Annotated in this window: 20 protein-coding genes; 7 read left to right on the top strand and 13 right to left on the bottom strand. The window is 59.4% G+C overall.

From position 1 onward, the window contains the following. Window positions 1–40: 40 nt before the first annotated feature. Window positions 41–1012 (bottom strand): NAD-dependent epimerase/dehydratase family protein, encoded by a 972-nt coding sequence (locus JNB89_RS15050; protein WP_220362727.1) that lies wholly within the window; start codon window positions 1010–1012, stop codon window positions 41–43. A 233-nt stretch (window positions 1013–1245) separates the two neighbouring features. Between JNB89_RS15050 and JNB89_RS15045 the strand changes: the two genes are divergently transcribed. Next, window positions 1246–2583: an MFS transporter gene (locus JNB89_RS15045; protein WP_220362726.1), complete on the top strand. Its 1338-nt coding sequence runs from the start codon at window positions 1246–1248 to the stop codon at window positions 2581–2583. A 110-nt stretch (window positions 2584–2693) separates the two neighbouring features. Beyond that, window positions 2694–3752 carry an amidohydrolase family protein gene (locus JNB89_RS15040; RefSeq protein WP_220362725.1) on the top strand — a complete coding sequence of 353 codons (1059 nt, stop codon included), beginning with the start codon at window positions 2694–2696 and terminating at the stop codon, window positions 3750–3752. A 268-nt stretch (window positions 3753–4020) separates the two neighbouring features. Here the strand turns inward: JNB89_RS15040 and JNB89_RS15035 are convergent, their stop codons facing one another. The 8 genes from JNB89_RS15035 to JNB89_RS15000 all read right to left on the bottom strand — a co-directional run bounded on the left by JNB89_RS15035 (window position 4021) and on the right by JNB89_RS15000 (window position 14862). After that, window positions 4021–5451 carry an aldehyde dehydrogenase family protein gene (locus tag JNB89_RS15035; RefSeq protein WP_220362724.1) on the bottom strand — a complete coding sequence of 477 codons (1431 nt, stop codon included), beginning with the start codon at window positions 5449–5451 and terminating at the stop codon, window positions 4021–4023. Next, window positions 5438–7198 carry an NAD(P)-binding domain-containing protein gene (locus JNB89_RS15030; protein ID WP_220362723.1) on the bottom strand — a complete coding sequence of 587 codons (1761 nt, stop codon included), beginning with the start codon at window positions 7196–7198 and terminating at the stop codon, window positions 5438–5440. Before JNB89_RS15030 ends, JNB89_RS15035 begins: the two co-directional genes overlap by 14 nt. Before the next feature lie 24 nt (window positions 7199–7222). Then, window positions 7223–8197: a Bug family tripartite tricarboxylate transporter substrate binding protein gene (locus JNB89_RS15025; RefSeq protein WP_346656206.1), complete on the bottom strand. Its 975-nt coding sequence runs from the start codon at window positions 8195–8197 to the stop codon at window positions 7223–7225. 97 nt (window positions 8198–8294) lie between these two features. Continuing rightward, window positions 8295–9698, bottom strand: a complete 1404-nt coding sequence (locus tag JNB89_RS15020) for an MmgE/PrpD family protein (RefSeq protein ID WP_220362722.1) — start codon at window positions 9696–9698, stop codon at window positions 8295–8297. Between the two features lie 338 nt (window positions 9699–10036). Further along, on the bottom strand, window positions 10037–11119 hold the full coding sequence (locus JNB89_RS15015) for an amidohydrolase family protein (RefSeq protein ID WP_220362721.1): 1083 nt from the start codon (window positions 11117–11119) through the stop codon (window positions 10037–10039). 68 nt (window positions 11120–11187) lie between these two features. Further along, window positions 11188–13038 (bottom strand): NAD-binding protein, encoded by a 1851-nt coding sequence (locus JNB89_RS15010; RefSeq protein ID WP_220362720.1) that lies wholly within the window; start codon window positions 13036–13038, stop codon window positions 11188–11190. A 46-nt stretch (window positions 13039–13084) separates the two neighbouring features. Next, window positions 13085–14452, bottom strand: coding sequence for an MFS transporter (locus JNB89_RS15005; RefSeq protein WP_220362719.1), 1368 nt, complete (start codon window positions 14450–14452; stop codon window positions 13085–13087). Between the two features lie 185 nt (window positions 14453–14637). Further along, window positions 14638–14862, bottom strand: a complete 225-nt coding sequence (locus JNB89_RS15000; protein WP_276572774.1) for a rubredoxin — start codon at window positions 14860–14862, stop codon at window positions 14638–14640. Between the two features lie 350 nt (window positions 14863–15212). Here JNB89_RS15000 and JNB89_RS14995 point away from each other — a divergent pair, with 350 nt between their 5' ends. The 3 genes from JNB89_RS14995 to JNB89_RS14985 are packed head-to-tail and all read left to right on the top strand — an operon-like array spanning window position 15213 to window position 17990. Beyond that, window positions 15213–16382 (top strand): thiolase domain-containing protein, encoded by a 1170-nt coding sequence (locus JNB89_RS14995; protein ID WP_220362828.1) that lies wholly within the window; start codon window positions 15213–15215, stop codon window positions 16380–16382. Between the two features lie 5 nt (window positions 16383–16387). Then, window positions 16388–16804: a Zn-ribbon domain-containing OB-fold protein gene (locus JNB89_RS14990; RefSeq protein ID WP_220362717.1), complete on the top strand. Its 417-nt coding sequence runs from the start codon at window positions 16388–16390 to the stop codon at window positions 16802–16804. A 19-nt stretch (window positions 16805–16823) separates the two neighbouring features. Further along, complete coding sequence (locus JNB89_RS14985; protein WP_220362716.1) at window positions 16824–17990, top strand: lactonase family protein; 1167 nt, start codon at window positions 16824–16826, stop codon at window positions 17988–17990. 43 nt (window positions 17991–18033) lie between these two features. Here JNB89_RS14985 and JNB89_RS14980 read toward each other — a convergent pair whose 3' ends face one another. Next, window positions 18034–18861: an SDR family NAD(P)-dependent oxidoreductase gene (locus JNB89_RS14980; RefSeq protein WP_346656205.1), complete on the bottom strand. Its 828-nt coding sequence runs from the start codon at window positions 18859–18861 to the stop codon at window positions 18034–18036. 253 nt (window positions 18862–19114) lie between these two features. Here JNB89_RS14980 and JNB89_RS14975 point away from each other — a divergent pair, with 253 nt between their 5' ends. Beyond that, entirely contained in the window at window positions 19115–20260 is a 1146-nt protein-coding gene (locus JNB89_RS14975) for a CapA family protein (RefSeq protein ID WP_220362714.1), read from the top strand. Between the two features lie 25 nt (window positions 20261–20285). Next, window positions 20286–21062: an SDR family oxidoreductase gene (locus tag JNB89_RS14970; protein WP_220362713.1), complete on the top strand. Its 777-nt coding sequence runs from the start codon at window positions 20286–20288 to the stop codon at window positions 21060–21062. Window positions 21063–21092: 30 nt separating this feature from the next. Here JNB89_RS14970 and JNB89_RS14965 read toward each other — a convergent pair whose 3' ends face one another. The 3 genes from JNB89_RS14965 to JNB89_RS14955 form a co-directional block, all read right to left on the bottom strand. Then, window positions 21093–21830, bottom strand: coding sequence for an IclR family transcriptional regulator (locus JNB89_RS14965; protein WP_220362712.1), 738 nt, complete (start codon window positions 21828–21830; stop codon window positions 21093–21095). 209 nt (window positions 21831–22039) lie between these two features. Beyond that, entirely contained in the window at window positions 22040–23602 is a 1563-nt protein-coding gene (locus tag JNB89_RS14960; protein WP_220362711.1) for a tripartite tricarboxylate transporter permease, read from the bottom strand. Continuing rightward, complete coding sequence (locus JNB89_RS14955) at window positions 23599–24084, bottom strand: tripartite tricarboxylate transporter TctB family protein (protein ID WP_220362710.1); 486 nt, start codon at window positions 24082–24084, stop codon at window positions 23599–23601. Before JNB89_RS14955 ends, JNB89_RS14960 begins: the two co-directional genes overlap by 4 nt. Window positions 24085–24242: the final 158 nt, after the last annotated feature.

The following is a 24242-nucleotide window of genomic DNA, read 5'->3' as shown; positions in this document are numbered from 1 at the left end:
CGGACGGGCAAACAACGGCCGCATGCCGTCATTGTGCCCCTCAGGATTCCCGGTAGTCGCGGTAGGTCGCCAGATATTGCGAAATTCCGTCTTCGATCTGGAACTGGGGCTTCCAGTCCAGCAGATTTTTTGCCATTTCGATGTCGAGCGGCACCCGGGACTTGAGATTTTCCTCCTCTAGCGGCGTCAAGGCATCCCCGATCTCAATCTCCGTGCCAGGCACCTTGCTCCGCACAATGCGTGCAATCTCCGCCGGGGATACGAGCGTACCTGCTGCTACGTTGAGGACGCGCGGCTGGTCGGACTGCATGCCGTCGAAGTGAACCGCTGCGGCAACCGCCCGGCCTACGTCCAGTACATGAGTCAAGTCCCGCTTCATTCGCCCGCCCGTCGCGAATGTCGTCTTGATCCCGTCGACTGCATTCTCGACCATCGGCTTGATATAGAGCGGTATCCGCATGCCGAAACCGTATACGGCGGCAACGCGAAGCGCGAGGAAATCGATGCCATGAAATTGGCCGTAAGACATTCCGATTGCCTCCGCAATCATCTTCGACGTCCCATAGTGAGCAGAGGGGTTGGCACGCGTTATCGAAAACGCGGGATCGGTTTCCTTCTGCACGGGCCCGACGCCGGCATGACAGGCCGTGTTGCTTGAGATCAGAACGACTTTTCGGACATCGAGCGCACGCGCCACTTCACAAACGTTAACGAAGCCCATCACGTTAGTCTGGTAAAAACTACTCGGGTCCTCAAGCGAAGACTCAAACCCTACACGCGCCGCCGCGTGCACAATGACGTCCGGCCGGATACTCCTGCACGCCGCCGACAGCGAAGAGAAGTCTGCAATCTCACCACGAATCAACGCGTCGGGCAAGCCGTTGGCGACCCATGCGAGATCGGACGTAACATGCGCACGATCGTACGCCAGGACCTCCCTCCCCGCTCGCGTCAGGGCGTCGAAAATGTATGCGCCGAGAAAACCTGCACCACCCGTAACAAGAATCTTCAAAATCCATTCCTCGTGATTGTTCCAACCGGAGACGAGCGCTGCACGCTTTTCACGCTGCGCCCGGAGTCCTGATTATGACAATCAAAACTCCCGCTCGCTAAGTTTCATTGTACGGAACTCATTCTGAAAAATTTGACCCTGCCGCAGAATCGGAATAGATTGGATTCAACCGGCCGAGGGACATGAAGCCACCCCGACCGCAAGAACCGATATCAAAATCACGGAGACAAACGATGGCAAGTCCGGCATCGGCAGCGACGCGGCAAAAGCGCCTCATCATCGCATCCACGTTCATCGGATCGACGATCGAGTGGTATGACTTTTTCATCTTCGGCACGGTTTCGGCGCTGTTCCTGAACAAGCTCTTCTTCCCGGCTGTCGATCCAACGATGGGCTCGATGTTCGGCTTCATGACCTTCGCGACTGCCTGGCTAGTCCGCCCGATCGGAGGGGTGATTGCCGGGCATCTGGGCGACAAGGTTGGTCGCAAGACGACACTCCTGTGGAGCTTCGCCATCATGGGCGCGGCAACCACGCTGATCGGACTGTTGCCAACCTACGATAGCGCCGGATACATCGGCGCTGTCCTGCTCGTGCTGCTGCGGATCGTACAAGGGCTGTCGGCCGGTGCCGAATACGGAGGCGCGATCGTCGCCGTCGTCGAGCATGCTGACGAGAAGCGACGCGGCCTGTTCGGCAGTGTCCCGCAAAGCGCGGCGTTTTTTGGTCTGCTGCTCGGCAATCTCACGTTTCTGGCCATGACGGCACTCGACAAGCAGGCGCTGATGGCGTGGGGTTGGCGCGTCCCGTTCATTCTGAGTGCCGCCATGCTGCTTGTAGGCGTCTACATCCGCAACCGAGTTGCCGAGTCTCCCGCATTTGTAAAGGCGAAGGCCTCTGGCAATATCGAAAAACTGCCCGTGATGACCGTACTGCGCGAATACCCGCGTCAGCTGCTCGGGGTCCTGTTTGCGCAAGCAGCGCCGAATACGTTCTTTTACACCTGTGCCGTCGCGATGGTCGCCTACGCGGTGTCAAAGCTCAAGATCGCGCAGGCCGACATGCTTATTGCGGTCTCGATCGGAGCCGCAGTCGAGATGCTGATGATCCCGGTCTACGGCATGCTGGCCGACGCGATCGGTCGCCGCAAAGTTTTCGTATTGGGCATTGTTGCGCTTTTGGCCGGTGCCATCCCATTCTGCTTGGCAGTGGAAGCACGCTCGTATGCGGGCATGGTGGCCGGCTATGTCTGGGTTCTTGGTATCGGTCACGCCGCATGCCACAGCTCGCAGGCGTCATTGTTTTCCGACATGTTCCCCACATCGGTACGCTATACGGGCATCTCGGCCGGCTACCAGATGTCCGGTGCCATCTTTGGAGGCCCGCTGCCGATTATCGCAACTGCGTTGATCGCTTATCAGAACGGGGGCATTCGACTGTTTTTCGGCTACACCGTGCTTATTGGCGTGGTCAGTCTGATTGCCATCATGGCTAGCAAACCGCACTATTCGCTGGTGATCAAAGCCGAGACTGCGACGCGCGGAAGCCAACCCATTAAAACGCCGCTCTGACTTGCTTGGTCAATCACGTCGCCGCAATCGACGATACGTTGCTGCGCGCGACAGCCGGGTAACGTAACAAGCGATTGCCCTCTTCACTTCTCGCATCATTGGTAACACGCATGCCTGACGATTCGATCCACGCTGTACTCAACGCACATCCGACCGTGAGACATGGCTGGCTGGCATTGCGGTCAGAAGACATTCTCGACCCCGAACTGCCGATTGTAGATCCTCATCACCATCTGTGGGACCACCCAGGCGATCGCTACCTCGCGAACGAGGCCATCCGGGATTTCTCATCCGGTCATAACGTCACTTCTACCGTACATGTGCAGTGCCGAAGCATGTACCGGGAGTATGGACCCGAATCATTGAAGCCGGTGGGCGAGACGGAATTCGTCCGGCAGCTCGCAGCAGCAACGAACACCGAGCAAGCGCCCCTTCAGTTGTGTGCCGGAATCATAGGTACAGTCGATGTGGAACTGGGCGACGGCGTTCAATCGGCTCTCGACGCGCATATCGACGCGGGTGGCGGTCGGTTCAGGGGCATACGGCCGACAGTCGTCTGCCACGAGAGTCGCGACATTCTGCCGGTCAGCAACCCGGAAGGTCTGCTGAGGGCAAAATCGACAAGAGCAGCTATTGCCCGCATCCAGAAAATGGGGCTGACACTGGATCTGTGGACGTTCTTCACGCAACTCGACGATGTTGCCGACCTCTGCCGCGACTACCCGGATCTGACCGTCATCATCAATCACACCGGGGGACCACTGGGAATCGGCCCATATAAAGACAAGCGGACGGAGGTCTTCGAGGCGTGGCGTGCGCGCGTCCAGGCACTCGCCGCCCTCCCGAACACCGTGATGAAACTTGGCGGACTCGCGATGCGCTATGCCGGTTTCGGGTTCCACGAACGTCCATTGCCACCGTCTTCGGACGAGCTGGTCCACGCATGGGCGCCTTACATGCGGTTTTGCATCGAGTTGTTTGGTACCGAGCGGTGCATGTTCGAGAGCAATTTCCCGGTCGACAAGGCAACATGCAGCTACAGCGTGCTATGGAACGCATACAAGAAAATCGCCGCCGATCTCACCGCCACCGAACGTATGAATCTGTTCTCAGGTACTGCCGCACGCACGTATCGGCTTCATCCTCCACAAGCGCTGCGTATGTCGTAAGATCGCGGTACCCATCGCTTCCATTCAAAGGCCGGACCGCGCCCGACGATTGTCATCATGCACAAGCTGGCGGCAGGAATCCCTGCTGCGCATACGCACGGGTGAAAGAGCGGCCAAGCTTTCTCGCCCCCTCGAAAAAAAACCGGCGCACTTGCGCCGGTCAACCTCGGGATCTTGCGCGGTCACGCCTGTTTGTCGCTTGCAACAACCTGAGTAGCCACTCCGCCGAAGTCAGCTCTCCCAGACAACCGACGGAATCGGTGCCACGTTATCCGGCAACGTTCGCAAAGCCGATCATTGCCTTGACTTCGAGGTATTCTTCGAGCCCAAAAACGCCCATTTCCCGGCCATTTCCAGACTGCTTGTAGCCGCCCATCGGCGCAACGTTATTCGACGGAGCGCCGTTGAGGAAAATGCGACCGGCCAGCATGCGCTCAGCAACCCGACGAGCCTGTTCCGGGTTCGACGAGAAAATATATCCGCCCAGGCCGTAGCGCGTGCCGTTGGCGATGTCGATGGCGTCATCGATATCACGGTAGGTGATGACGGAGAGTACGGGACCAAAGATCTCCTCCTGTGCAATCGTCATGTCGCGGCTGACGTCGGAAAAAACCGTTGGACGAATGAAAAAGCCCTTATTGATGCCTTCGGGACGGCCCGGGCCACCCGTGACGACTGTCGCGCCCTCTTCGATTCCAAGCTCGATGAAGTGCTGAACCCGTTCGAACTGCGCACGGTTGACAACAGGACCCATCGTGGTTTCGGGGTTCTTCGGATCGCCAACCTTGACCGATTGCGCTTGTTCCTTGATCAACGTTATCAGTTTGTCTGCCTGAGTTTCCGACACGAGCATGCGCGTCGGCGAATGGCACGACTGCCCGGTGTTCGAGAAGCCGCGCGACACATTGAAACGCGCAGCCGCGGCAAGATCGGCGTCGGGCAGGATGATGTTTGCGGACTTCCCACCTAGCTCCTGGCATACCCGCTTTACCGTACCGGCCGCAGCCTGCGCCACCATTACACCGGCGCGCGTCGAGCCGGTAAAGGACACCATATCGATGCCGGCGTGCCGCGAGATCGCCTCGCCGACGACTGGACCATTTCCATTCACCAAATTGAACACGCCCGGGGGCACGCCCGCTGCATCGAGCGCCTCTGCGAGCACGACGGCACTGAGCGGAGTGAATTCGCTTGGCTTTGCAACGACCGTACAACCCGCTGCAAATGCCGACGCAAGCTTCTGACACATCAGTTGCAATGGCCAGTTCCATGCAGATATAAGGCCGCACACTCCAATGGGCTCCCGTCGAATCACGTTGTCGCTCATCATATTTTCGAACGAGTAATCGCGCAGGGTGACGACCGCCTGACGGAACGCCTGAACCGCAGTACCCGTCTGCCCTTTCAAACTGCTCGGAGCGCCCATCTCCTCGGTAACGGCGTCCATCAGATCCGGCTCTCGCTTCAGCAGCGACTCGACGATGCTGCCGAGAAGCTCCATCCGCCATTCCTTCTTCGATTCCGAGAACGACGCGAACGCCCGCCGCGCTGCAACGACCGCCGTGTCGACATCTTCGGCGGTGCCGAGCGTCACGTACCCGTACGCTTCTTCAGTTGCAGGGTTAATCAGTTTGAAGCGTTCTGTGCCCAGGGGCACCGTCCAATTGCCGTCGATATAAAACCGGTCAAGTTTCTTCATGGTTTCTGGATTCCTTGAAAGATTCAATTCCGTAGAGGCGGCCGAGTTCATCGACCAGGGCCTGCGGTCCTAAAATTCGCGATCCTGACTCGAGCACCGTTCTTGCGATATTGAGCAGAGGAAGTGGCGTCGACGTCATGCGTCCCATGCAAGCGATCAACTGTTGATCTTTCACCACCGTTCCCAGGCTCGCATCGGCGGTAGGCGCACCAGTTACAATGGACGTCACGATGCGGTCCAGTGCCCCCGATGCGCTTGGGCCAGTTGACAGAGCGGCGCGCAGTGTCTTGATCGGGATGCCGAATGCGGCGGCAAGCGACAGCACTTCGTAGATCATCAGCCGGTTGGCAGCGGCGAGCGCATTTTTCACAAGCTTGATGGCCTGACCCGAACCGGGCGGGCCGAAATACACTACTTCCCCACCCATGGCCTCGAGTACCGGCCGTACGCGCGAAAACGCTGCACGCGTTCCACCGCACATCGTAACGAGGCTGCCGTTGCGCGCCCCGTCCGGCCCCCCAGTCACGGGTGCATCGACCATTGCGACGCCGGCGGCCGCGAGCCGCTCGCCAAAGCGGACTGTGTCGGCCGGACTGCACGTGGTCTGGTCGATGACTATCGCTCCATGGGCCAATGCCCCATACATGCCACCGGGACCGAACAAGATATGTTCAACCTCTTTCGCGCTCGGGACACAAAGGAAGACCAAGTCACATACCGCAGCGAGCGAAGCGACGTCCGCAGCGGCGCGCGCACCTTTTTCCGTCAGACGCTCGACCTTCGCCACGTCGGGATCGAAGACATGGAGCTCCCGACCGACCTGTAGGGCCTGCGTCGCCAACGCGCTACCCATTGCTCCGAGCCCCACGTAGCCAATAACGGGCGGAGGCGGAGGATCGTCTCGGGCGCAATCATGTAGGGCGCCGGTTACAACCCTGTCTCTCTGCAATCCGACCATCCGCTCATAATTAGAGAACGGGTCGATCACACACTGCTCGTCGTCCGCGCTGCGCGGCGGCTGAAGGCTCAGCAGGCTCATCGCGGAAGAAATCAGCGGGAGCGGCAAACCCAGCGGCAGGGCGATGTCGACCAGGTTGCCCAGCATCGTTGCGACTGACTCCGGTTGGCGCGCCTTACCGCCTTCTCTTTTAAGCAGTTCATCGAAGAACCTTTCCGCCTGCCAACTGTGCGCACTGCTGCGACCAATGACCGATGCCGCAAGATCGATCGGCAAACGTGCTCGCAATGCCATGCCGACAGCCTCGGTGATCACCATCCTGCTGATCCCGCAGAGTGCATGCTCTATCCATGAAATCAACCGGGCGTGTTCCGCATTCGTTCCGCAATACACAGGGCGCAACGACATTCGCCTGAAGACGGATGCGGCCCCTTCGCTTCCCGAAGCGTCTCCCGAGAGAAACACCCGGCCCCCGGCCTCGTCATCCAGTGACAACGCGGCCGATACGACAGGCACATGCTCTCCCGTGCGGCAACACAGGTCCTCCTCGCGCGAACGTTCGTCGATAAGCAGCGCGACCGTGGAGGTCGATTCCAGCGCCAGTCCGGTGACGATGCGTCTCCTGACCGCCGCACTAACGTCGGAGGCAATGAGGACGCACATGGAACTACGGCGGAAGAACTCAGCGTCTTGCTCTTCGCCAGCGCTCACCCACTCCACGGCTCCCTGTTTGCGCAACGCCGACAACCATCTATCGGATGGCGTGCCAATGCAGGCAATCGATCGCATCACGGACCTCAATTTTTTGCGGGTTTATTGCTTCGGAACGCCCATGGTCCGAATCATGTCCTGGTTATCGGTCAGATCCTTCTTCAGGAATGCGGCGGAATCCGCAGTCGTCTTATAAAACGGTTCGGTGCCCTGGGCTTCTAGCTTTGCCTTCAAGGCCGGATCGCCGAGCACTTTCGCCAGTGCGTCGTTGATCTTCTTGACAACGTCTTTGGGCGTTCCCGCCGGCGCAAAAAGTCCGAGCCAGTAGTAATACGTGAAGCCCGGCAGTCCTTGCTGAGCGGTGGTGGGAACGTCAGGAAGCACGGGAAGCCGCGAATCGCTGGTGACGGCAAGCGCCTTGAGCAGTCCTCCGTGAAGGCCGGCAGCACTGCTGCCATAAGCGTCGACCATAAAGCTAACCCGTCCTGCAATCACATCCGGCATCGCAGCACCGTTGCCTTTGTACGGCACATGCTGCATCTGCAGATTGGCCTGTTTGAGCATCATCGCCGCAGCGATATGCGTCGTCGTCCCAATTCCCGCCGAACCAAAGCTGATTTTCCCGGGATGCGCCTTCGCATCGGCGACGAGATCACCCAGGCTCTTGTAGCTCGACCTTGCACCCGCAATGACAAGGGCGGGAGAGCGCGCAAAGGTTCCGACCAGGGTGAAGTCCTTGAGCGCGTCATACCCCGGCTCTTTGTTGACCGCCTCCTGGATGGAAATAGTGCTCCCGGTGGACATCAGCGTGTATCCGTCCGCCGGCTGCTCCTTGGTGTATCGAATGCCGACCAGACCACCTGCGCCGGTTCGGTTGTCTACAAGGATGGACTGGCCAAGCACCTCACCGAGCTTTTGTGCGACGACGCGGGTCGTCACGTCTCCCCAGCCGCCTGCCGAAACCGGGACAATGATCCTTATCGTCCGAGACGGAAATTCAGCCGACCAGGCGATGTTCGAATATGCGCTGGTCGCAGCGACGAGCATCCCGATTGCAAATCTGTTTAACGCTTTCACTTATGTCTCCTCGCTTCAGGTTCGCGCCGCTTCATGAAAAGAAGGCTGTTTCGCGCGATGGTTAGGTCATTTGCGCCAACGCTGCGCATGTCTCCTCTCACGACGGCGCATCTGCCTTTATCGCGCCGATCAGATCATCGATGGATGCCAGGACGTTCATGTCCTGTATCAGACTGAAGCTCGTGGCGACATTCTGTGCGCTCGTTCCACCGTATGGCATGAGCGCCTCGTACTTCTGCCTGATTTCGTCCCAGTGAATACCTCGCACCGCTGCCCCCTTCGGCGCCAGCACGCATGCCTCATGGACCGCGCCATCAGTCGTGGTTATTCGCACGATCGCTCCGCTCTTGAAGTCGGTCTTGTTCGGAACGTCGTAATCGAGTCGCGTGACACGGTCGAAGAGCGACCGGATGCGCGCATCCGCGATCTTTTCAGGAAGCGCATGCTGCCACCCATACTCGCGGTCTGCTGCTCCCGCAGCAGCGAAGTAAAAAGGGCTGTGGGCGATCCCTATCAGATCGGTCGGATGCCTGGGCCCAGGGAACGGATAGTCTGGGAGTGTGAACTCGATCTCCTTGATGTTGGCAACATCGAGGTCACCTTTTTCTGCGGCGATGGCTGCCGCTTCCGCGACAGCATGGAACGGCGAGCCGCCAGGTACCAACTTGATGCCCAGTTCTGTTTCGAGGCTCCACTTCGTTCCCAGCTGGTCCACTGCGGCCCGTCCATGACATCCAGTGCCGAGCGTATCGAAGAAGCCCCTCGGCATCTCGAACCCGGAGAGATCCGCTGTGTACCCGTGCTCGGCCGCTTGGGCTGCCGACACCCCCATCATCGCAGCGTTGCCTGCGTGGTATTCGCGCGCGAGACTCGTTGCAGCGACAGCGTGCAGCCCGCCCAACGACGTTGCGGCGAGAACCAGTGCATGTGCTGCCTGGTCAACGGTCAGTTTCATCAGCCGCGCCGCAGCAGCGGCAGCAGCGAACGTCGCCACTACGCAACCATGGAACCCCTTGCGCTGCAGGCCGCCAATCATCGCGGTGTTAATGTTCCCCGCAATTTCATAGCCGGCGATCACGGCTTCCAGGACTTGTGTTCCGCTTGCCTTGCGCGCTTCACCCACGGCGATAGCGGCCGCGCAAGCTTGCGTGCCGCTGTGAACGATATTTCGGAGATCGCTGTCGTCGGACGCAGCCGCGTCGCTCATGAGTCCATTGAGACGCGCTGCTGCCGCGGGGGGCAACTTGTCCCAGCCACCGAACCAGGCAGTACTGGCCGGAATTCCGCCGCGTTCCTTTTCGAGCTGGCGGATCAGTCTGCTCGATTGCAGCGTCGATCCCAAAGCAGCACTCGCAAAGGTGCTGGCGACGAGCATTTTGCCGTGCCGGACGACGTCACCCGGAAAGCTTCCCAGACTCGCATTCGAGATGAACTGACCGTAGCGCTGAGCGACTGTTTCAGTACGATAAGACAAATCCGTCTCCTGTTGATCTTTTATCAAGGTGCGCCTGCCGAGCCTCATCAGTTCGCACGCTCAGACGTCGACCAACGCTTCTCACGGACGCAACCCGTTGCTTTCACTTTACGACCGGCACCGGATCATCGTCAACACAAAAGAAACTGGTTCCGCTCAGTGAAACTCACAAAACACTTTGCCGAACGATGATTCCGAGCGTTGGCCAGGCGGAATGGCAGGACTGGAAGGAGCCGAATCGCCATATCGGCGGAATCGGGAAACGACAAGGGCGCGGCCCGACGCGATCCCCGGTCGCACTGCAACGGCAATTTCCGGCGTCCGAAATGGACCCGTGATACAGGCGCCCGAACGCTTATGACGGATCACCCAATCGGCTGTTCAAGCCTGTAGACGCGCGCGGCCGTGCCACCGTAAAGCGCACGCTTCTCGGATGACGAGAAGCGCTCCGTGATTCGCTTGAACGCATTCCAGAGGACGCCATAGCCGCATGTCTGCTTGTCGACCGGGAAGTTGCTTTCGAACATGCATCGTTCGGGGCCGAACAGATCTATGCAGGTTTCGACGTACGGCCTCCAGCACGCAGCGAGATCCTCGGAGGACGGCGGCGTGTCGCGCAGATGGAAATCCCATCCCGTATAAAGCATGCCCAGCCCGCCAATCTTGACCGAAACGTTCGGGCATCTTGCAACCTGCTTCAAGTTCTCCCGCCAAGCGTTAAAGACGGCCGCGCGATCCGTGTGCGGGTCAACGCCAAGGAGGCCTCCTGCATGATCCATAATTACCGGTGCTTCCGGAAAGTCGCGCAGAAGCGAAACCAGGTCGGGCAGTTGAGGATAGAAAAGCCATGCATCAAACGTAAGGCCCATCGGAGCAAGCTTGGCAAATCCGCGTCGGAATGCCGGCTCCGATAGAAGGTGTGGCTTCGCGAAGGTTCGCCCATAACCGGCGCTGCCGCTATCCCAGGTGGCACCATGCCGGATGCCCTTGAGTCGTTGGCCGCCAGCCTCTTTCATCGCAGCGAGCACGGCTTGCACGTCGTCACCGAGCGTCAGATCGGCATGGGCAATAATGCCTTCGCACAGTCGCGGCCCGTCCGGTTGTCGCATTGCCCAGTCGTCCGCGAACGAACGTGCGAACTCGACCTCGCCGACTGGCTGCATCGACGCCGGGCCGTATTTCCGGTATCCGGCTTTGAACTGCACATATACCGTCGCCTGTACGCGGTGACCACTCGAAAGATCCTGCATCAACTCCGAAGCCATGTACCGCCCACGCTCGTCATCCCAGATATGGTGATGAGCGTCGACGATCGGAAGCTCCGGTTCGAGCGCCTGTTCTCGCAATAAACCAGTCCATGTGGCTAATTCGTCGATCTGGCGGTGCGTCGTCCCACGGAATGGGACGCGGGCAGTTCCGGCTGGCGGGTTTTCTTCACGGCTGTTCATGCTGAGCTGACCTTTGCGTTGACTTCGACTAAATACAGGGAGGCAAGGCACACAGTCTCACGCGCGCCTCAACGATCCCGCGATGTATGCACCGATCCGGCACACCGCACTTCGACACCAGCCCATCTTTCGTACTGCTGCGCCACCGTTGTGACGTCATGTGTGGCGTCGGTGCACGACTGCACGAGACCGTATAGGCCTCGCACCTTGTCGAAGATCCAGGTAGTCACCGCGAGCCGCCGAGCCTCGTTCGTCACAGCAGTCAGCCGGGCCGACATATCGCCGAGACTGAAGCCGTAGTTGAATTTCCGCGTGGCCACTTCATCTGGCAAAATTCGGGCACTTGCCGCATTGCGCCCCGTCTCGATACCCATGATCTTCGCCATCTGTTCAGGTGCCAGTCCTGCTTTGGCGCCGGCAACATAAGCTTCGCTCGTGACAGCCAAAAGCGTCGCGAACAACGACGCATGAATGTCGAGCATCAGATGTGCAGCGCCGGCCGATGACCCGATGTGAAAGGCGTCGCGGCACAGATTCACAAGCGCGTGGCCCGCGGCCTGAATGGCCGACTCATCTCCCCCGACGATAATGACGCCGTCGCCCGCCGCAATGGCGCGATGCGTGCCGGCGTGCAACGCGTCGCAATATCCGGTGTCCGCGCCAAGCCGCGCCTTTATGCTGCGCGCTGTTTTCGGGGCCATCGGACACATGTTGACGACTGCTGCGTCCGTACGAGTTGCCTCCGCAATGCGAGCAGCGATCGACTCTCCGGATTCGTCCTCCGCCATGCTCAGAAGCGTCACCGTGTTCGGCGACGCATACGGCACTCCCAGTCGAATCCTGTTCAGCGCCTCCTCGTCATTCCGGTCGGTGTATCCGCAGTCGACCAGCTTGTCTGCCAACACGCGTATGTCCGTTTCCGCGCAGATCAGCACGAGCGGCCGGTGAGCAGATTCGGCAAATGAAAGGCGGCACGACGGCTCTTCATCGGGGCTGAACACTTCGACGCCAGCCCACGGTTCGAGGTAAGTGATGAGAGACGTGCCATCACGGTCGCATCCTCCCTGGGTGGACGCGAATTTCCAAATCTGCTGAACGGCTTGCCCTACCCACATCGGAACTCCGCGGCTCTGCGCTTCCTCGACTGAAAGGCTGATGTCCTTCGCCGTGATCGCCATGCGCGCCCCGAAATCGAAGCGACGAGGCAGCACTGAACGCGCAAACTTGTTCCGGGAAGCGCTCGAACTCGCGTCTCCGGAATTGATGATCTCGAGCATCCGTCGCGGCGCAAGGCCGCCTTTGACGCCGAGGATGAACGCCTCGCACGTTGAGGCCATTCCCGTTGCCGACAGCAGGTTGTTCAGCAACTTCAGCGTCTGCGCCTTGCCCGATTCCTCACCAAGATAGAGCACGGCGGCACTGGCAAGAGTCGCCATGACCGCCGCCACCTTCTCATATGCGGCCCGAGGGCCTGAACACATGATTCCTAACGTGCCGTTACCTGCGGTCGTGACATTTCCTGTAATGGGCGAATCGAGGAGCGCAATATCGCGGGCAGCCAGTTGTTCTGCTGTTTCCCGCGCGAAATTCGCTCCTGTCGTCGAGAAGTCGACCACGACGCGCACTGCCGCTCCACCAGCGACGCCGGCGTTGCCGAATATGACGTCCCGGATCGCTGGAAGAGACGGCAGACACAGCAGGACAATGCTGCATTGATCTGCAACCTCCCTCGCCGATTGCACCGCGTGCGCGCCACACTGCACGACTGAATCGACCGCAGACCGGTTGAAGTCGTGGACGAATAGCCTGTAGCCCTGCCGGGCAAGGTGCCGCGCCATGGGTGCGCCCATTGCGCCGAGTCCAATGAACCCGATCGAGGTGCTGATGTCGAATTCTGCTTTCAGTTCTGCCGTGTCCATGCACATTCTTACCGTGGTTGATCGATGTCCGGGACCGGAATGAACGTCAAATCGACGTGTCCTGACGTTCACGCAGCGCGGTGGGCGGCACACCGACCAGGATGATCACGCCCCCGGTGAGCGCGATTGCCGCAATGGTGTAAAGCCCGATTGCAATGCTATGGGTATTGGTCATCAGCCATCCAAGCCAGGTTGGCGTGAGCAGCGATCCGGCCTGCCCGAGGCTGCTCATGACCGCTATGCCGGCAGCGACCGATCCGGCCGAGAAATACGCCGGCGGAATGGTCCAGAACATCGTGCTACCTGCGTAGTAGGCGATGCCGAGGAGCGACAGGCATCCAATCGTCAGCAGAGGGTTGCTGCCCACTTCCGGAAGCATCACGAGGCCAACTGCTCCTATCGCAATAGAGACGAAGTAGTGCCAGCGTCGTTCCACGCGTTTGTCGGAATGACGCGCGATCAGCATCATTCCGATCGCACCGAAAACGGACGGTATCGCCGAAAGCATCGCTACATGCAGAATATCCCGCACCCCTGCGCGGTGGATAATGGTGGGGATCCAATAATTCATCACGATACCGAGCATCGGCGTGACAAGCGAAGCAAGTACAACTACGTAAACCCGTGAATCCCTCAGAACCGCGACTAGCCCTTGATGGTCAGCCGAGCCCTTGAACCGTCTGTCCGCCTGGATGTTGTCGATCAAGATCTGCTTTTCGGCCTCGGTCAGCCACTTCGCGTCCTTCGGCCTATCGTCGAGATAAAAGTATGCGATGACGCCGAGCAGAATCGCAGGGATCCCTTCGAGCATGAAAAGCCACTGCCAGTCGCGCAGACCGGCCACATTGCTGAAACCGTGAAGGATTGAACCCGCGATTGGGCCGCCGATGATTCCGGAGACGGCGATCGAAAGCAGAAAGCGCGACGTAATGCGCGCCCGCCGGGCCGACGGGAACCAGTAGGTCAGGTAAAGAAGAAGCCCCGGGTAGAACCCGGCTTCGGCAGCACCGAGAAGAACGCGCGCAATGTAAAACTGCGTCGTGTTATGTATGAACATCATCGAACACGTTACGGTACCCCAGAGGACCATGATGCGGGTCATGGTCAACCTCGCCCCGATCTTCTCCAGCATCAGGTTGCTCGGCACCTCGAACAGAACGTAGCCGATCGAAAAGAGGCCAACGCCCAGACCGTAGGCGGCGTCGGAAAGCGCAAGATCCCGAGAGAGCGACATCTTGGCGAAGCCGAGATTGACGCGGTCCAGGTAATTCACGACCCAGCACAGAAAAAGGAAGGGCACTAATCTCAACGCGACCTTGCGATACGTAGCCCGTGTCTGCGGGTCGCTCGTGGTCGAACTGCATCCAGTGCTTGCGTCCCACTTTTCGGCGGGCGGGTCAATTGACGGGTTCATCGATGTCTCCTTCAACCGTCTCCGCGGCTGAGTCATTTTTTATCGAATGATCAGCTACCACTCTCCGCGGCCCGCAGTGGCGTCATTCCACCGCTGCCTGCCATCGGGGCAACGGCCGCGCCGCGCGTGCCGCCTGTTAAAGGGGCAACGACGACCGCAGACGCAGTGCCCTGCCCCGTGAAGACCTAGACTTCCACCATGTCGAAGTCGGCTTTACCCACCGAACACTCGGGGCAGACCCAATCGTCCGGCACGTCTTCCCAGCGGGTTCCGGGCGCAATACCCTCCGACGGCAGGCCTTCCGCCTCATCGTAAACGAAGCCGCACAATGCGCACTGCCAGATCCTGAATTCGGCTTGCGACTTCGATTCAGCTGTGTCCGTGACCATTTCTGTCACCTCTTCACTCATTTTCGTCTCCATGGCAGCGCGCGAGCGCTGACAACCTACATGCGCATGCCGACCGCCCGATGCCGCTCGACCAGTGCTTGCGGCCCGGACATTCGAGCTGATGGCGCGGAGAAATCATGTCGATGCTCAACCACGCTCGTTTCTACTCGAGAGCGTCCTTCCACGATTCTCTCAGTCCGTCGAAGCAGCGCATTCAAGCATGAGGTGATGGTATCATGGTTCTGGCAGACAGCATCAGTTTCAATGAATGGAACTGCAAATCGGAAAATCGCTGTTTTCACCCCCTGATCAGCTCGCGCGACAAGGCGATCGACGCTGCGGACGCATCAATGAGACAGGAGACGTACCGTATGACAATTAAAGGCAAGGCTTATATCGTCGGCGCCTACGAACATCCGTTGCGCAAGGCGCCCCACCATTCGGTCGCGCAGCTCCATGCCGAAGTCGCGAAGGGTGCAATCGAGGACGCGGGCCTCACGCATGACGATATCGACGGTTTTTTCTGCGCAGGCGATGCACCTGGCGCGAACCCCTGGTCAATGTCCGACTATCTGAACCTGACGAGACTGCGCCACATCGATTCGACGGACATGGGCGGTTGTTCGTATTTGATCCACGTAGCGCACGCCGCCCAAGCCATTGCGGCCGGCAAGTGCAATGTCGCGCTGGTGACGCTTGCGGGCCGGCCCAATTCGGAAGGAAGCGCTGGTACACAGGTGCGCAACAGGGGCACCAATCTTCCCGATGCTCCGTTCGAGATTCCTTACAGCCCTGTGCCGCTCAACCTGTATGCAATGGCGGCAAAACGCCATATGCACGAGTTCGGAACCACGAGCGAGCAACTCGCGTGGGTCAAGGTGGCGGCCTCTCACCACGCGCAATACAACGAGCACGCAATGCTGCGCTCAGTTGTGTCCGTCGAGGAGGTGCTGGCTTCGCCGACGATTGCGGACCCACTGCACCGGCTCGATTCATGCGTCGTGACCGACGGCGGGGGTGCAATCGTCGTTGCCAGACCGGAAATCGCCAAGTCGCTTTCGCGTCCGCATGTACGCGTGCTGGGATGCGGGGAATCGGCAAAACACCTGACAGGCGGCGACATCGACCTCACCCACACCGCAGCCGCGTGGACCGGGCCGCGCGCCTTTGAAGAGGCCGGAGTGACGCCCACGGACATCCAGTATGCGTCGATTTACGACAGTTTCACGATAACGGTGATACTGCAACTCGAGGATCTCGGTTTCTGCCCGAAAGGAGAAGGTGGCCGGTTCGTCGCCGACGGCAACCTCATCTCCGGTCACGGAAAGCTGCCTTTCAATACCGACGGCGGCGGCCTGTGCAACAACCATCCATCGAATCGCGGCGGAATGACGAAAATCATCGAAGCGGTCAGACAGTTGCGCGCCGAGGCACATCCGTCGGTACAGGTTCCAGACTGTACGCTCGCCCTCGCCACCGGGATCGGCGGTGCGATCGGAACTCGCCACGGCGGCGCAACGGTCATCCTTGAGAGGGAGTAACTTGCATGATTTCTACCATTGCACAGCGCGCGATCAAGGATCCCGCTATCAATCCGGGCGATGAGCCATATTTCGAGGCTGCCGATCAAGGGCAGTTGCTGCTCAAGTTCTGCTCGAGCTGCGGCCGGCCTCACCACTACCCCCGCTCCCTTTGCCCTTTTTGCTGGAGCACCGACCTGTCCTGGAAGCAAGCTGCCGGAACCGGGGAAATCTACGCTTATAGCGTGATGCGCCGAGGCCCGGGTGCGCCATACTGCATCGCCTATGTGACGCTGGACGAAGGTCCCAAAATGCTTACCAACATTGTGGACACCGATCTCGATACGGTTTCGATTGGCCAGCGCGTTCGGGTCGTTTTCAAAAGATCCGACAGTGGCGTCGCGATCCCGATGTTCACACCGGCTTCGCCCGTTGTCCGGTAATCCGAGGAGCACTCATCCAATGAGCCGGATATCGCTTTACAGTGCTGTCGACGACACCCTGACGCGCTACGACGTCGACATTGCCGCCGCAACCCTGACCCGGCGCGAAAGCATCCGGACTGCCGCGAAAGTCCAGTATGCGTGGCCCCATCCGGACGGCCCGTATCTCTATGTGACGACAAGCGCAGCCGGGCCTCGCGTGCAGTCCAACTTCAATGACGTGAGCGCGTACCTTATTCACCGCGATGGGACACTGACATCGCACGGACCCTCGCGAACCCTCGATCGCCGAGCCGTTCACACGTGCGTCGATCCGACTGGACAGTACCTTTTGAGCGCGCACAATTTCCCGCGGAGCGGTCTGACCGTTCACCGGCTTCTGGAGGACGGCACCATTGGCCAGTCAATTTCGCAGAACGATGCGCTCGACTGCGGCGCCTATCCTCACCAGGTGCGGGTGCTCCCGTCGGCACGTGCAGCACTGATCGTGGATCGCGGCAACCACGCCCGGCCGGGCAAGCAGGAAGATCCCGGTGCGCTGCGGCTGTTCCCGATTTGCAACGGCGCCGTCGCGCCGGGCGACGTGATCGCACCGAATCAGGGCTACGGCTTCGGCCCTAGGCACGTCGATTTTCATCCGACGCAGCCGTGGATGTATGTGTCGGACGAGCGTACCAACCAGCTCTACATGTTCCGCATGACAGACAGCGCTATCGAGCGTGAGCCGGCATATCGCTGCAGTCTCCTCGAAGCAACGGATCGCGTGGATGCACGGCAGCTTGGCGGCCCCATCCACGTCCATCCCTCCGGCCTTTACGTCTATGTTGCAAACCGAGCCGATCGGGTTGAGGAAGTCAACGGCGAGAAGGTCTTCGCGAGCGGAGAGAACAGCATTGCCGTCTTCAGGATCAATTCGTCGTCGGGCGAGCCGACGCTCGTCGAGCACGCTTCTACGAGAAGTTTCCATGTTCGTACTTTCGCCTGCGATCCCACCGGACAGTTGCTGGTGACGGCAAGCATCAAGCCGTTGGCAGCGAGAATCGACGGCGCGACACGCATCATCCCGGCCGCGCTGACCGTGTTTCGCGTCTGCGACGACGGATCGCTCGAATATGTCCGTCAATATCCGGTGGAGACCCGGGACGGGCAGTTGCAGTACTGGATGGGTATCGTCGCGGCCAGTTGATGGCAAAATGGAGCGACGGCATCGCGCGCCGCTCCGCCTGCCTTCAGATCCGGTTCAGGATTCGTCCGCCGTCAACCAGCAAAGAAACGCCCGTAACGAATGACGCCTCGTCGGACGCCAGATACAAGGCAGCGTTCGCCACATCCCAGGCCGTGCCTTGCCGTCCGAGAGGCACCTTTGCATTCCGTTCAGCCAGCACTTGTTCGCGGCTCTGGTTCCACTCGCGAGCTCGCGTATCGACCGCCATGGGCGTGGCAATCAGCCCGGGCAGAATGCAGTTCGCACGGATGCCGTGCGGCGCGTTCTGCAGCGCAAGCTGCTCCGTGAACGCGATGACGCCCGCTTTCGTGGCCTTGTAGGCCACATACGGATACTTGCCGGGCCCGGCCGCTGACGAAACATTGATAACCACGCCCGAGCGTTGTTCACGCATGATGGCCACTGCATGCTTGCATGCGAACACGGTGCCGCGCAGATTGATGCGGCAGATGTTGTCGAAGCGTTCTTCCGTAATGTCCATCAGATCCGCATCGCCGCCGCCCAAGCTGACGCCCACATTGTTGTGCAGGATGTCGACAGCCCCCCATCTGAGCCGCGCCCCATGAATTGCATTCATAAGCTGATCCTCGTGCGCGACATCAGCGGCAATCGCATCAGCTTCGAAGCCTTCGCCTCTGATGATTTGTGCGGTCTCTTGCGCTGATTCAATCGATTTGTCCACGGCGAGCACGCGCGCACCTTCCCGCGCAAAACGCATTGCCGCGGCTCGCCCATTGCCCAGACCTTCGCCCGGGCTCTGCCCCGCCCCTATCACCACCGCCACTTTGCCGGCCAGACGGGCACGCGAGGTCCATCCTTCAGTCTCAGTCACCGCTGCCTCCTTGTGTGTGAACCGCATTGAAGCGCGTCGCCTGCGGCAACCAGATTCAAAGAACGGTTTCAGCATGTATCGTCGCGTCAAGAGATGCTATCATGAGTTCCTTCAAACGGTACTCGTTCCGATAAATGGAACTTGAGACAAACCCTCGCGCGTTTTCTGCAGGTTTCCCCGGATGGCGGATTGCGCTAGCCTTCAACAGCGCCGCGGCTCAGCAAGGACGGCCGCCGAAGCATAAGGAGATGGAATGACCAAGCTTGCTTCAATTCTGATCGGTGGTGATTGCGGCCCCACGCACGGGCCTGACCAAGGCTTTCCCATCGCAGGTTACACAGAGCTCGTAGCGCCCGTGCTGCGCGGAGCCGATTTCCGCTTTGTGAACTGCATGCGAACGTACTCCGATCGTGGTGTGAAGTCAGACCATGCACCGCAGGTCTGCCAGCCAGTCGAAATGTCGACGCTTTTCACAAGCGGGCTGTTCGACGCAGTAACGATGGCGAACAATCACAGTCTCGACGCGGGCCCGGACGCGATGCTCGACACGCGCAAGCTCTTCCTCGAAAACGGTCTGCTCGTTACCGGTGCGGGGCGCGACCTGGAAGAGGCACGTCAGCCGGCGATTATTGAAAAATCAGGCGTGCGCGTCGGCTATCTCGGGTACACGTCGGTGGCTACCGCCGGAACCGAGGCCGCCAAGGGAAAACCCGGGGTTGTCAACATCCGCGTCAAGACGACGTACGAACCACGTGGCCCCCACCAGCCGGTTCGAGTATGGACCTCTCCAAATCCGCAGGATCTTGCGCGCCTTACCGAGGACATCACTGTGCTGCGCAAACAGGTAGACGTCGTAGTACTTGCGTACCATGCCGGCGCAATACGCTTGCCGCGAATCATCTCCGACTATCAGGTAGACGTCGCTCATGCAGCGATCGATGCCGGAGCCGATCTCGTTGTCGGACATGCTCCACATATTCCCAAGGCCATCGAGGTATACAAGGGCAAGGTCATCTTCTACAGCTTGGGTGTTTTCGCGATGACCAAGTCGTTTGCAGCACCCGCCTGGACGAATGAGCCCGCTTGGGCGCACGGCGCCGTGCGCAACTTCATGGACCTTGATCCGGAATATCCGCTGATGCCTTACGGCAAGGATTGCACGCTTGCGTTGCTCGCAAAAGCCTACGTCTCCTCCCGGGGAGTCGCAAAGATCTCGTTTCTTCCAGTCAAGTTCGATGGCCGCTATCGCCCCGAGGTACTCCGCGCGGGCGATCCGCGATTCAAGGAAGTGGTCGATTACATGGAGTGGGCTTCGGAAGACATGCCTCATCAATTCGAAATCGAAGGCGACGAGGTCGTCGTCATCACTCAGCAATGCAACGCTGCATCAAGCGTTTAACCATCAGAGTGAAGGGTAGCCAATCATGGATTTGGGCATCAAAGGGAAGACCGCCCTGGTCACTGCGTCGAGCGGCGGCATGGGACGAAACATTTCACACTCGCTCGCGGCAGAGGGAGCGAATGTGGTGCTGTTTGCGCGCTCGGAAGACAAGCTTAAAGCGGTCGCAGACGAGATCACTCAGCAGCATGGCGTGCGGGCTGTGGTAAAAGCGGGAGACATGCGCATAGCCGATGACGTCACCGCGCTGATCGAGGTGGTGAAAGCCGAATTTGGAGGACCGGATATTCTTGTGCTTAACACGCCTCGTCCGCCCAATCCGATTCGCGAGACGACGGAAGAGGTCGATATGGCGCGCTGGGACGATGCGTATCAGAACCAGCTTGCGGGCGTGTTGCAGGTAGCAAGTCAGACCATCCCGCTGATCGCCGCACGCGGATGGGGTCGTGTGATCGCGATCACTTCAGCCTCGGTGAAAGCCCCCATGGCTCACCATAGCCTGTCGACGGTCTTTCGGGCCGGCGTGACAGCCTATATGAAGCATCTCGCGAATGAGATTGGCTCATGCGGCGTAACGGTCAATTGTGTCGCGCCCGCCCTCATCGAAACCCCGCATCGGGTTGGATCAGCTGCCTACTCTTCTGCTCAGGCCGAGGCGCGCAAGAAGTTGACGCCTCTTGGCCGGATGGGCACCCAAAGCGAACTTGCGGGCGTAGTCACCTTTTTGGCTTCGATGCAGGCGGGATTCATCACCGGCGCGACGATCCCCGTTGAGGGTGGCATGGTGGGATCACTCTTCTGAACGCCCCAACCCCTTTGCTCCCTTACTGATCTACTCGCTCTTTCCGCCGAATTGACGTGAGATATTCGCAGCTGCGGCAACTACGAGCTTAATGAAGTTCTTCTCATGCATCTGCATTCGCACCGTGGGGGCGCCAACGGACAGGCAATAGTGGACCTGTCCGTCGACTCCCACGATCGGTGCCGAGATTGCCGAGATGCCCATCAGCCGTTCACCGTGCGAAACAGCGTAGCCATTCTCGCGAATACGCTGGAGTTCTTCGAGAAACGCCGTCTTGGTCTGCTTGGTCGCTTTCGTTGCGGCCGGCAGCAGCGGCGTCAGATCTGCTTTTGACATATACGCCATCAGCACCTTGGAGCCGGAACCCGCTTGCAGCGGTATCTGCTCGCCAGCCTGCACCACAGCTCTCAGAGGCGCTGTGACTGTCGATATGGAGTCGATGCAGATGCGGTTGGGACCGCTGACCGTGTGGAGCGACACGGTCTCCTTGGTTGTCTCGGCGAGTTCTGTCATGAATGGACGGGCAATCTCGCGAATACCTAGTGTTCCTCGCACTAGGCCGGCGAGCCGCGTAAAGCGAAAGGACAGACAGTACTGCTGATCCTCCAGCCTGACCAGATATCCGGCTCGCTCGAGGCTCTGCACAATACGAAAGGTGGTCGACTTCGGTAATTCGATGCGTTCGGAGATTTCCTGAAGAGACAGGCTGCTCCGCTCAACGCTAAAGCTTTCGAAAACAGCCAGAATACGTTCAACCGAGCGCATCATTTCGCAACTTTCCGTACGAGGGTCAAAGACGCTCATATGGTACATCAGGTGCAGTCGAAGCCCCTACTTTGCAAATCACGGCCGCCACGACGCTCACCATCGAGGAAAGCAGGCCGGGCGACATGGCTCGTCGCAAAGCGCCCGGTGCGTACCGGCAGTGAACCTTGCTGCCGCGGACGGATCGCCACCTGGCAGCGGCGCTTTGCGTTTCACTCCTCGGTCAGCGGAGCGCGAGACATTGGAGGCGCCGACAACTCAGGCGAGGCGGCGGGCGAATGCTTGCGCCGGTGCTCACGCCAGGCGAAAAAGCATTGTCCGATGACCATCAGTGCGCAAATTGCCACGAACGCCGCGCTGATCGGCCGTTGCACGAAGATTGCGAGGTCGCCCCGTGACAGCAAAAGTGCACGCCGGAAGTTCTCCTCGACCATAGGCCCCAGAACGTATCCAAGCAGAATGGTCGCCACCGGGAAATCCAGTGCAAGAAGAACCGCCCCGATAATCCCGAACACCAGGACTTCCCCGACTTCGAAAAGACTGTTGTTCGTGCTGAAGACACCAACTGCGATAAAGAACAGCGCAGACGGATACATCAGGCGATAAGGCACCTGCAACAGTTTTACCCAGACGCCTATGAGCGGCACGTTCAACACCACGAGAAGCACATTGCCGATCCAGAAGCTGGCAATCAGCCCCCAGAACAGATCGGCATGCTGCGTAATGAGTTGAGGACCGGGCTGAAACCCTTGAATCAGCAACGCGCCCAGCAGAAGGGCCATGACCGCATCTCCCGGGATACCCAGCGTCATGGTCGGAATGAAGTCGACCTGGGTTTTTGCATGCGTGGACGCTTCAGGACTGGCCACCCCTTCGATGGCCCCGTGGCCGAAGCGCTCAGGTCGCTTTGCAATCTTCTTCTCGAGCGCATAGGCAAGGAACGTGGTGATCGTCGGCCCGGTTCCCGGCATTGCCCCGAAAAGGGTCCCAACGAAAGTGCCCCGCACCATGGGCCAGAAGGCCTGCTTCAGTTCCCCACGCGAAGGCCGCATATCGCGCAGACGCACCTTTGTCTGCGTTCCGACGAAACTGATCCGATTCACGTTGATTAGGAAATCGGCTACGCCGAAAAGGCCCATTGAAAGCGCGACGAGCTCGACTTTGTCCGACAGTTCGGCGAAGCCAAAAGTGAATCGTTCGATACCGCTGTTGACGTCGGTGCCGACGATCCCCAGCAACAGACCGAAGACGGTCATCGCGATCCCTTTGAGGCGCGACCCTCGTGACATGGTCGCCCCGGCAATAAGCCCGAGCAGCATGATGGAGACGATCTCGGTCGGGCCGAAATCGAAAGCGATCTTGACGAGCCATGGTGACAGGAAAATCATCACGATGATGCCGACCGATGCCGCAAAGAATGACGACACCATCGTGATGCCCAACGCCGTTCCCCCACGCCCCTGCCTCGTCATCGGGTATCCGTCGATGCAGGTTACGGCGTGCGGCGGATGCGAAGGCAGGTTCAGCAGGATCGCGCCGAGTGCGCCTCCGTACTGCGACCCGTAGAAAATCCCGGCCAGCATCAGAAGCGCCGGAACGGCATGCATCGAATAGGTGAGTGGCAACAGCATGGCGATTGCCGAAAGCGCTCCCATACCGGGAAGCACGCCGATCAGGTTGCCGACCAGCACACCGACAAACGACCACAGCAGGTTTTGCGGCATCGCTGCGATGCTGAAACCATACATGAGATCATGCAGCGTTTGCGCAATCATACGGCCCCCCACTTGAACAACGGCAACTGAATCTGCAGCGCCCACCAGAAGACGACCACGGCGACTGCGACCATCGCCGCTGCCAGAAGAACCGCCGATTTGATGTTGTTGCCCCGATCGCCGAGCGCCGAAATAAAGACCACTGCGAACGTACCCGCAACAAGACCCAGGTACTTTGTCAGCACGACAAACGCGACCATCCCCATGCAAATCAGAATCCAGGCCTTCCACTCGGGCTGCAGTTTCTTTTTCGCAGTGAGCGAGTCAGGCTGCGCCGCACCACGCACCGAAAGATAGCCTTGGACTGCAATCCCGCAGCCGACCAAACCCAGAATGAGGCCCAAGAAGAAGGGAAAGAATCCCGGCCCCATCTGGACCAGTGTGCCAATGTGGTAAGTCACGGAATGCGCGAGCACGGCGATTCCGACGACGATCAGCAGTCCGCCGCCGATCAGATCCTTGTGCAACAGTGCTCTGTTCATGGTGTCTCCTCCTATGAACGTCAATAACACCTGCTTCTCTCTCCGACAAGGGTTGAACGCTCCCATCACGTCAATGCAATTCCGGTGGCGACGACTTATGTTTGATACTTTCGGTCCCCGCCGGATGCGGCGTTCTACTCGCCTGCTTGTCGCGAAGG

This window comes from Paraburkholderia phenoliruptrix (genome assembly GCF_019511605.1).
Lineage (GTDB): Bacteria > Pseudomonadota > Gammaproteobacteria > Burkholderiales > Burkholderiaceae > Paraburkholderia > Paraburkholderia phenoliruptrix_A.
Note: the sequence above shows the minus strand (reverse complement) of the source record. Positions and strands in the feature narration are given on the sequence as shown.

Coding starts and splice junctions, on each gene's coding strand:
- JNB89_RS14995 (WP_220362828.1), top strand. CDS start 15,213: ATGACAATTAAAGGCAAGGCTTATATCGTCGGCGCCTACGAACATCCG.
- JNB89_RS14970 (WP_220362713.1), top strand. CDS start 20,286: ATGGATTTGGGCATCAAAGGGAAGACCGCCCTGGTCACTGCGTCGAGC.
- JNB89_RS15030 (WP_220362723.1), bottom strand. CDS start 7,198: ATGCGATCGATTGCCTGCATTGGCACGCCATCCGATAGATGGTTGTCG.
- JNB89_RS14975 (WP_220362714.1), top strand. CDS start 19,115: ATGACCAAGCTTGCTTCAATTCTGATCGGTGGTGATTGCGGCCCCACG.
- JNB89_RS15035 (WP_220362724.1), bottom strand. CDS start 5,451: ATGAAGAAACTTGACCGGTTTTATATCGACGGCAATTGGACGGTGCCC.
- JNB89_RS14990 (WP_220362717.1), top strand. CDS start 16,388: ATGATTTCTACCATTGCACAGCGCGCGATCAAGGATCCCGCTATCAAT.
- JNB89_RS15015 (WP_220362721.1), bottom strand. CDS start 11,119: ATGAACAGCCGTGAAGAAAACCCGCCAGCCGGAACTGCCCGCGTCCCA.
- JNB89_RS14985 (WP_220362716.1), top strand. CDS start 16,824: ATGAGCCGGATATCGCTTTACAGTGCTGTCGACGACACCCTGACGCGC.
- JNB89_RS14965 (WP_220362712.1), bottom strand. CDS start 21,830: ATGATGCGCTCGGTTGAACGTATTCTGGCTGTTTTCGAAAGCTTTAGC.
- JNB89_RS15000 (WP_276572774.1), bottom strand. CDS start 14,862: ATGAGTGAAGAGGTGACAGAAATGGTCACGGACACAGCTGAATCGAAG.
- JNB89_RS14955 (WP_220362710.1), bottom strand. CDS start 24,084: ATGAACAGAGCACTGTTGCACAAGGATCTGATCGGCGGCGGACTGCTG.
- JNB89_RS15040 (WP_220362725.1), top strand. CDS start 2,694: ATGCCTGACGATTCGATCCACGCTGTACTCAACGCACATCCGACCGTG.
- JNB89_RS15010 (WP_220362720.1), bottom strand. CDS start 13,038: ATGGACACGGCAGAACTGAAAGCAGAATTCGACATCAGCACCTCGATC.
- JNB89_RS14960 (WP_220362711.1), bottom strand. CDS start 23,602: ATGATTGCGCAAACGCTGCATGATCTCATGTATGGTTTCAGCATCGCA.
- JNB89_RS15045 (WP_220362726.1), top strand. CDS start 1,246: ATGGCAAGTCCGGCATCGGCAGCGACGCGGCAAAAGCGCCTCATCATC.
- JNB89_RS15005 (WP_220362719.1), bottom strand. CDS start 14,452: ATGAACCCGTCAATTGACCCGCCCGCCGAAAAGTGGGACGCAAGCACT.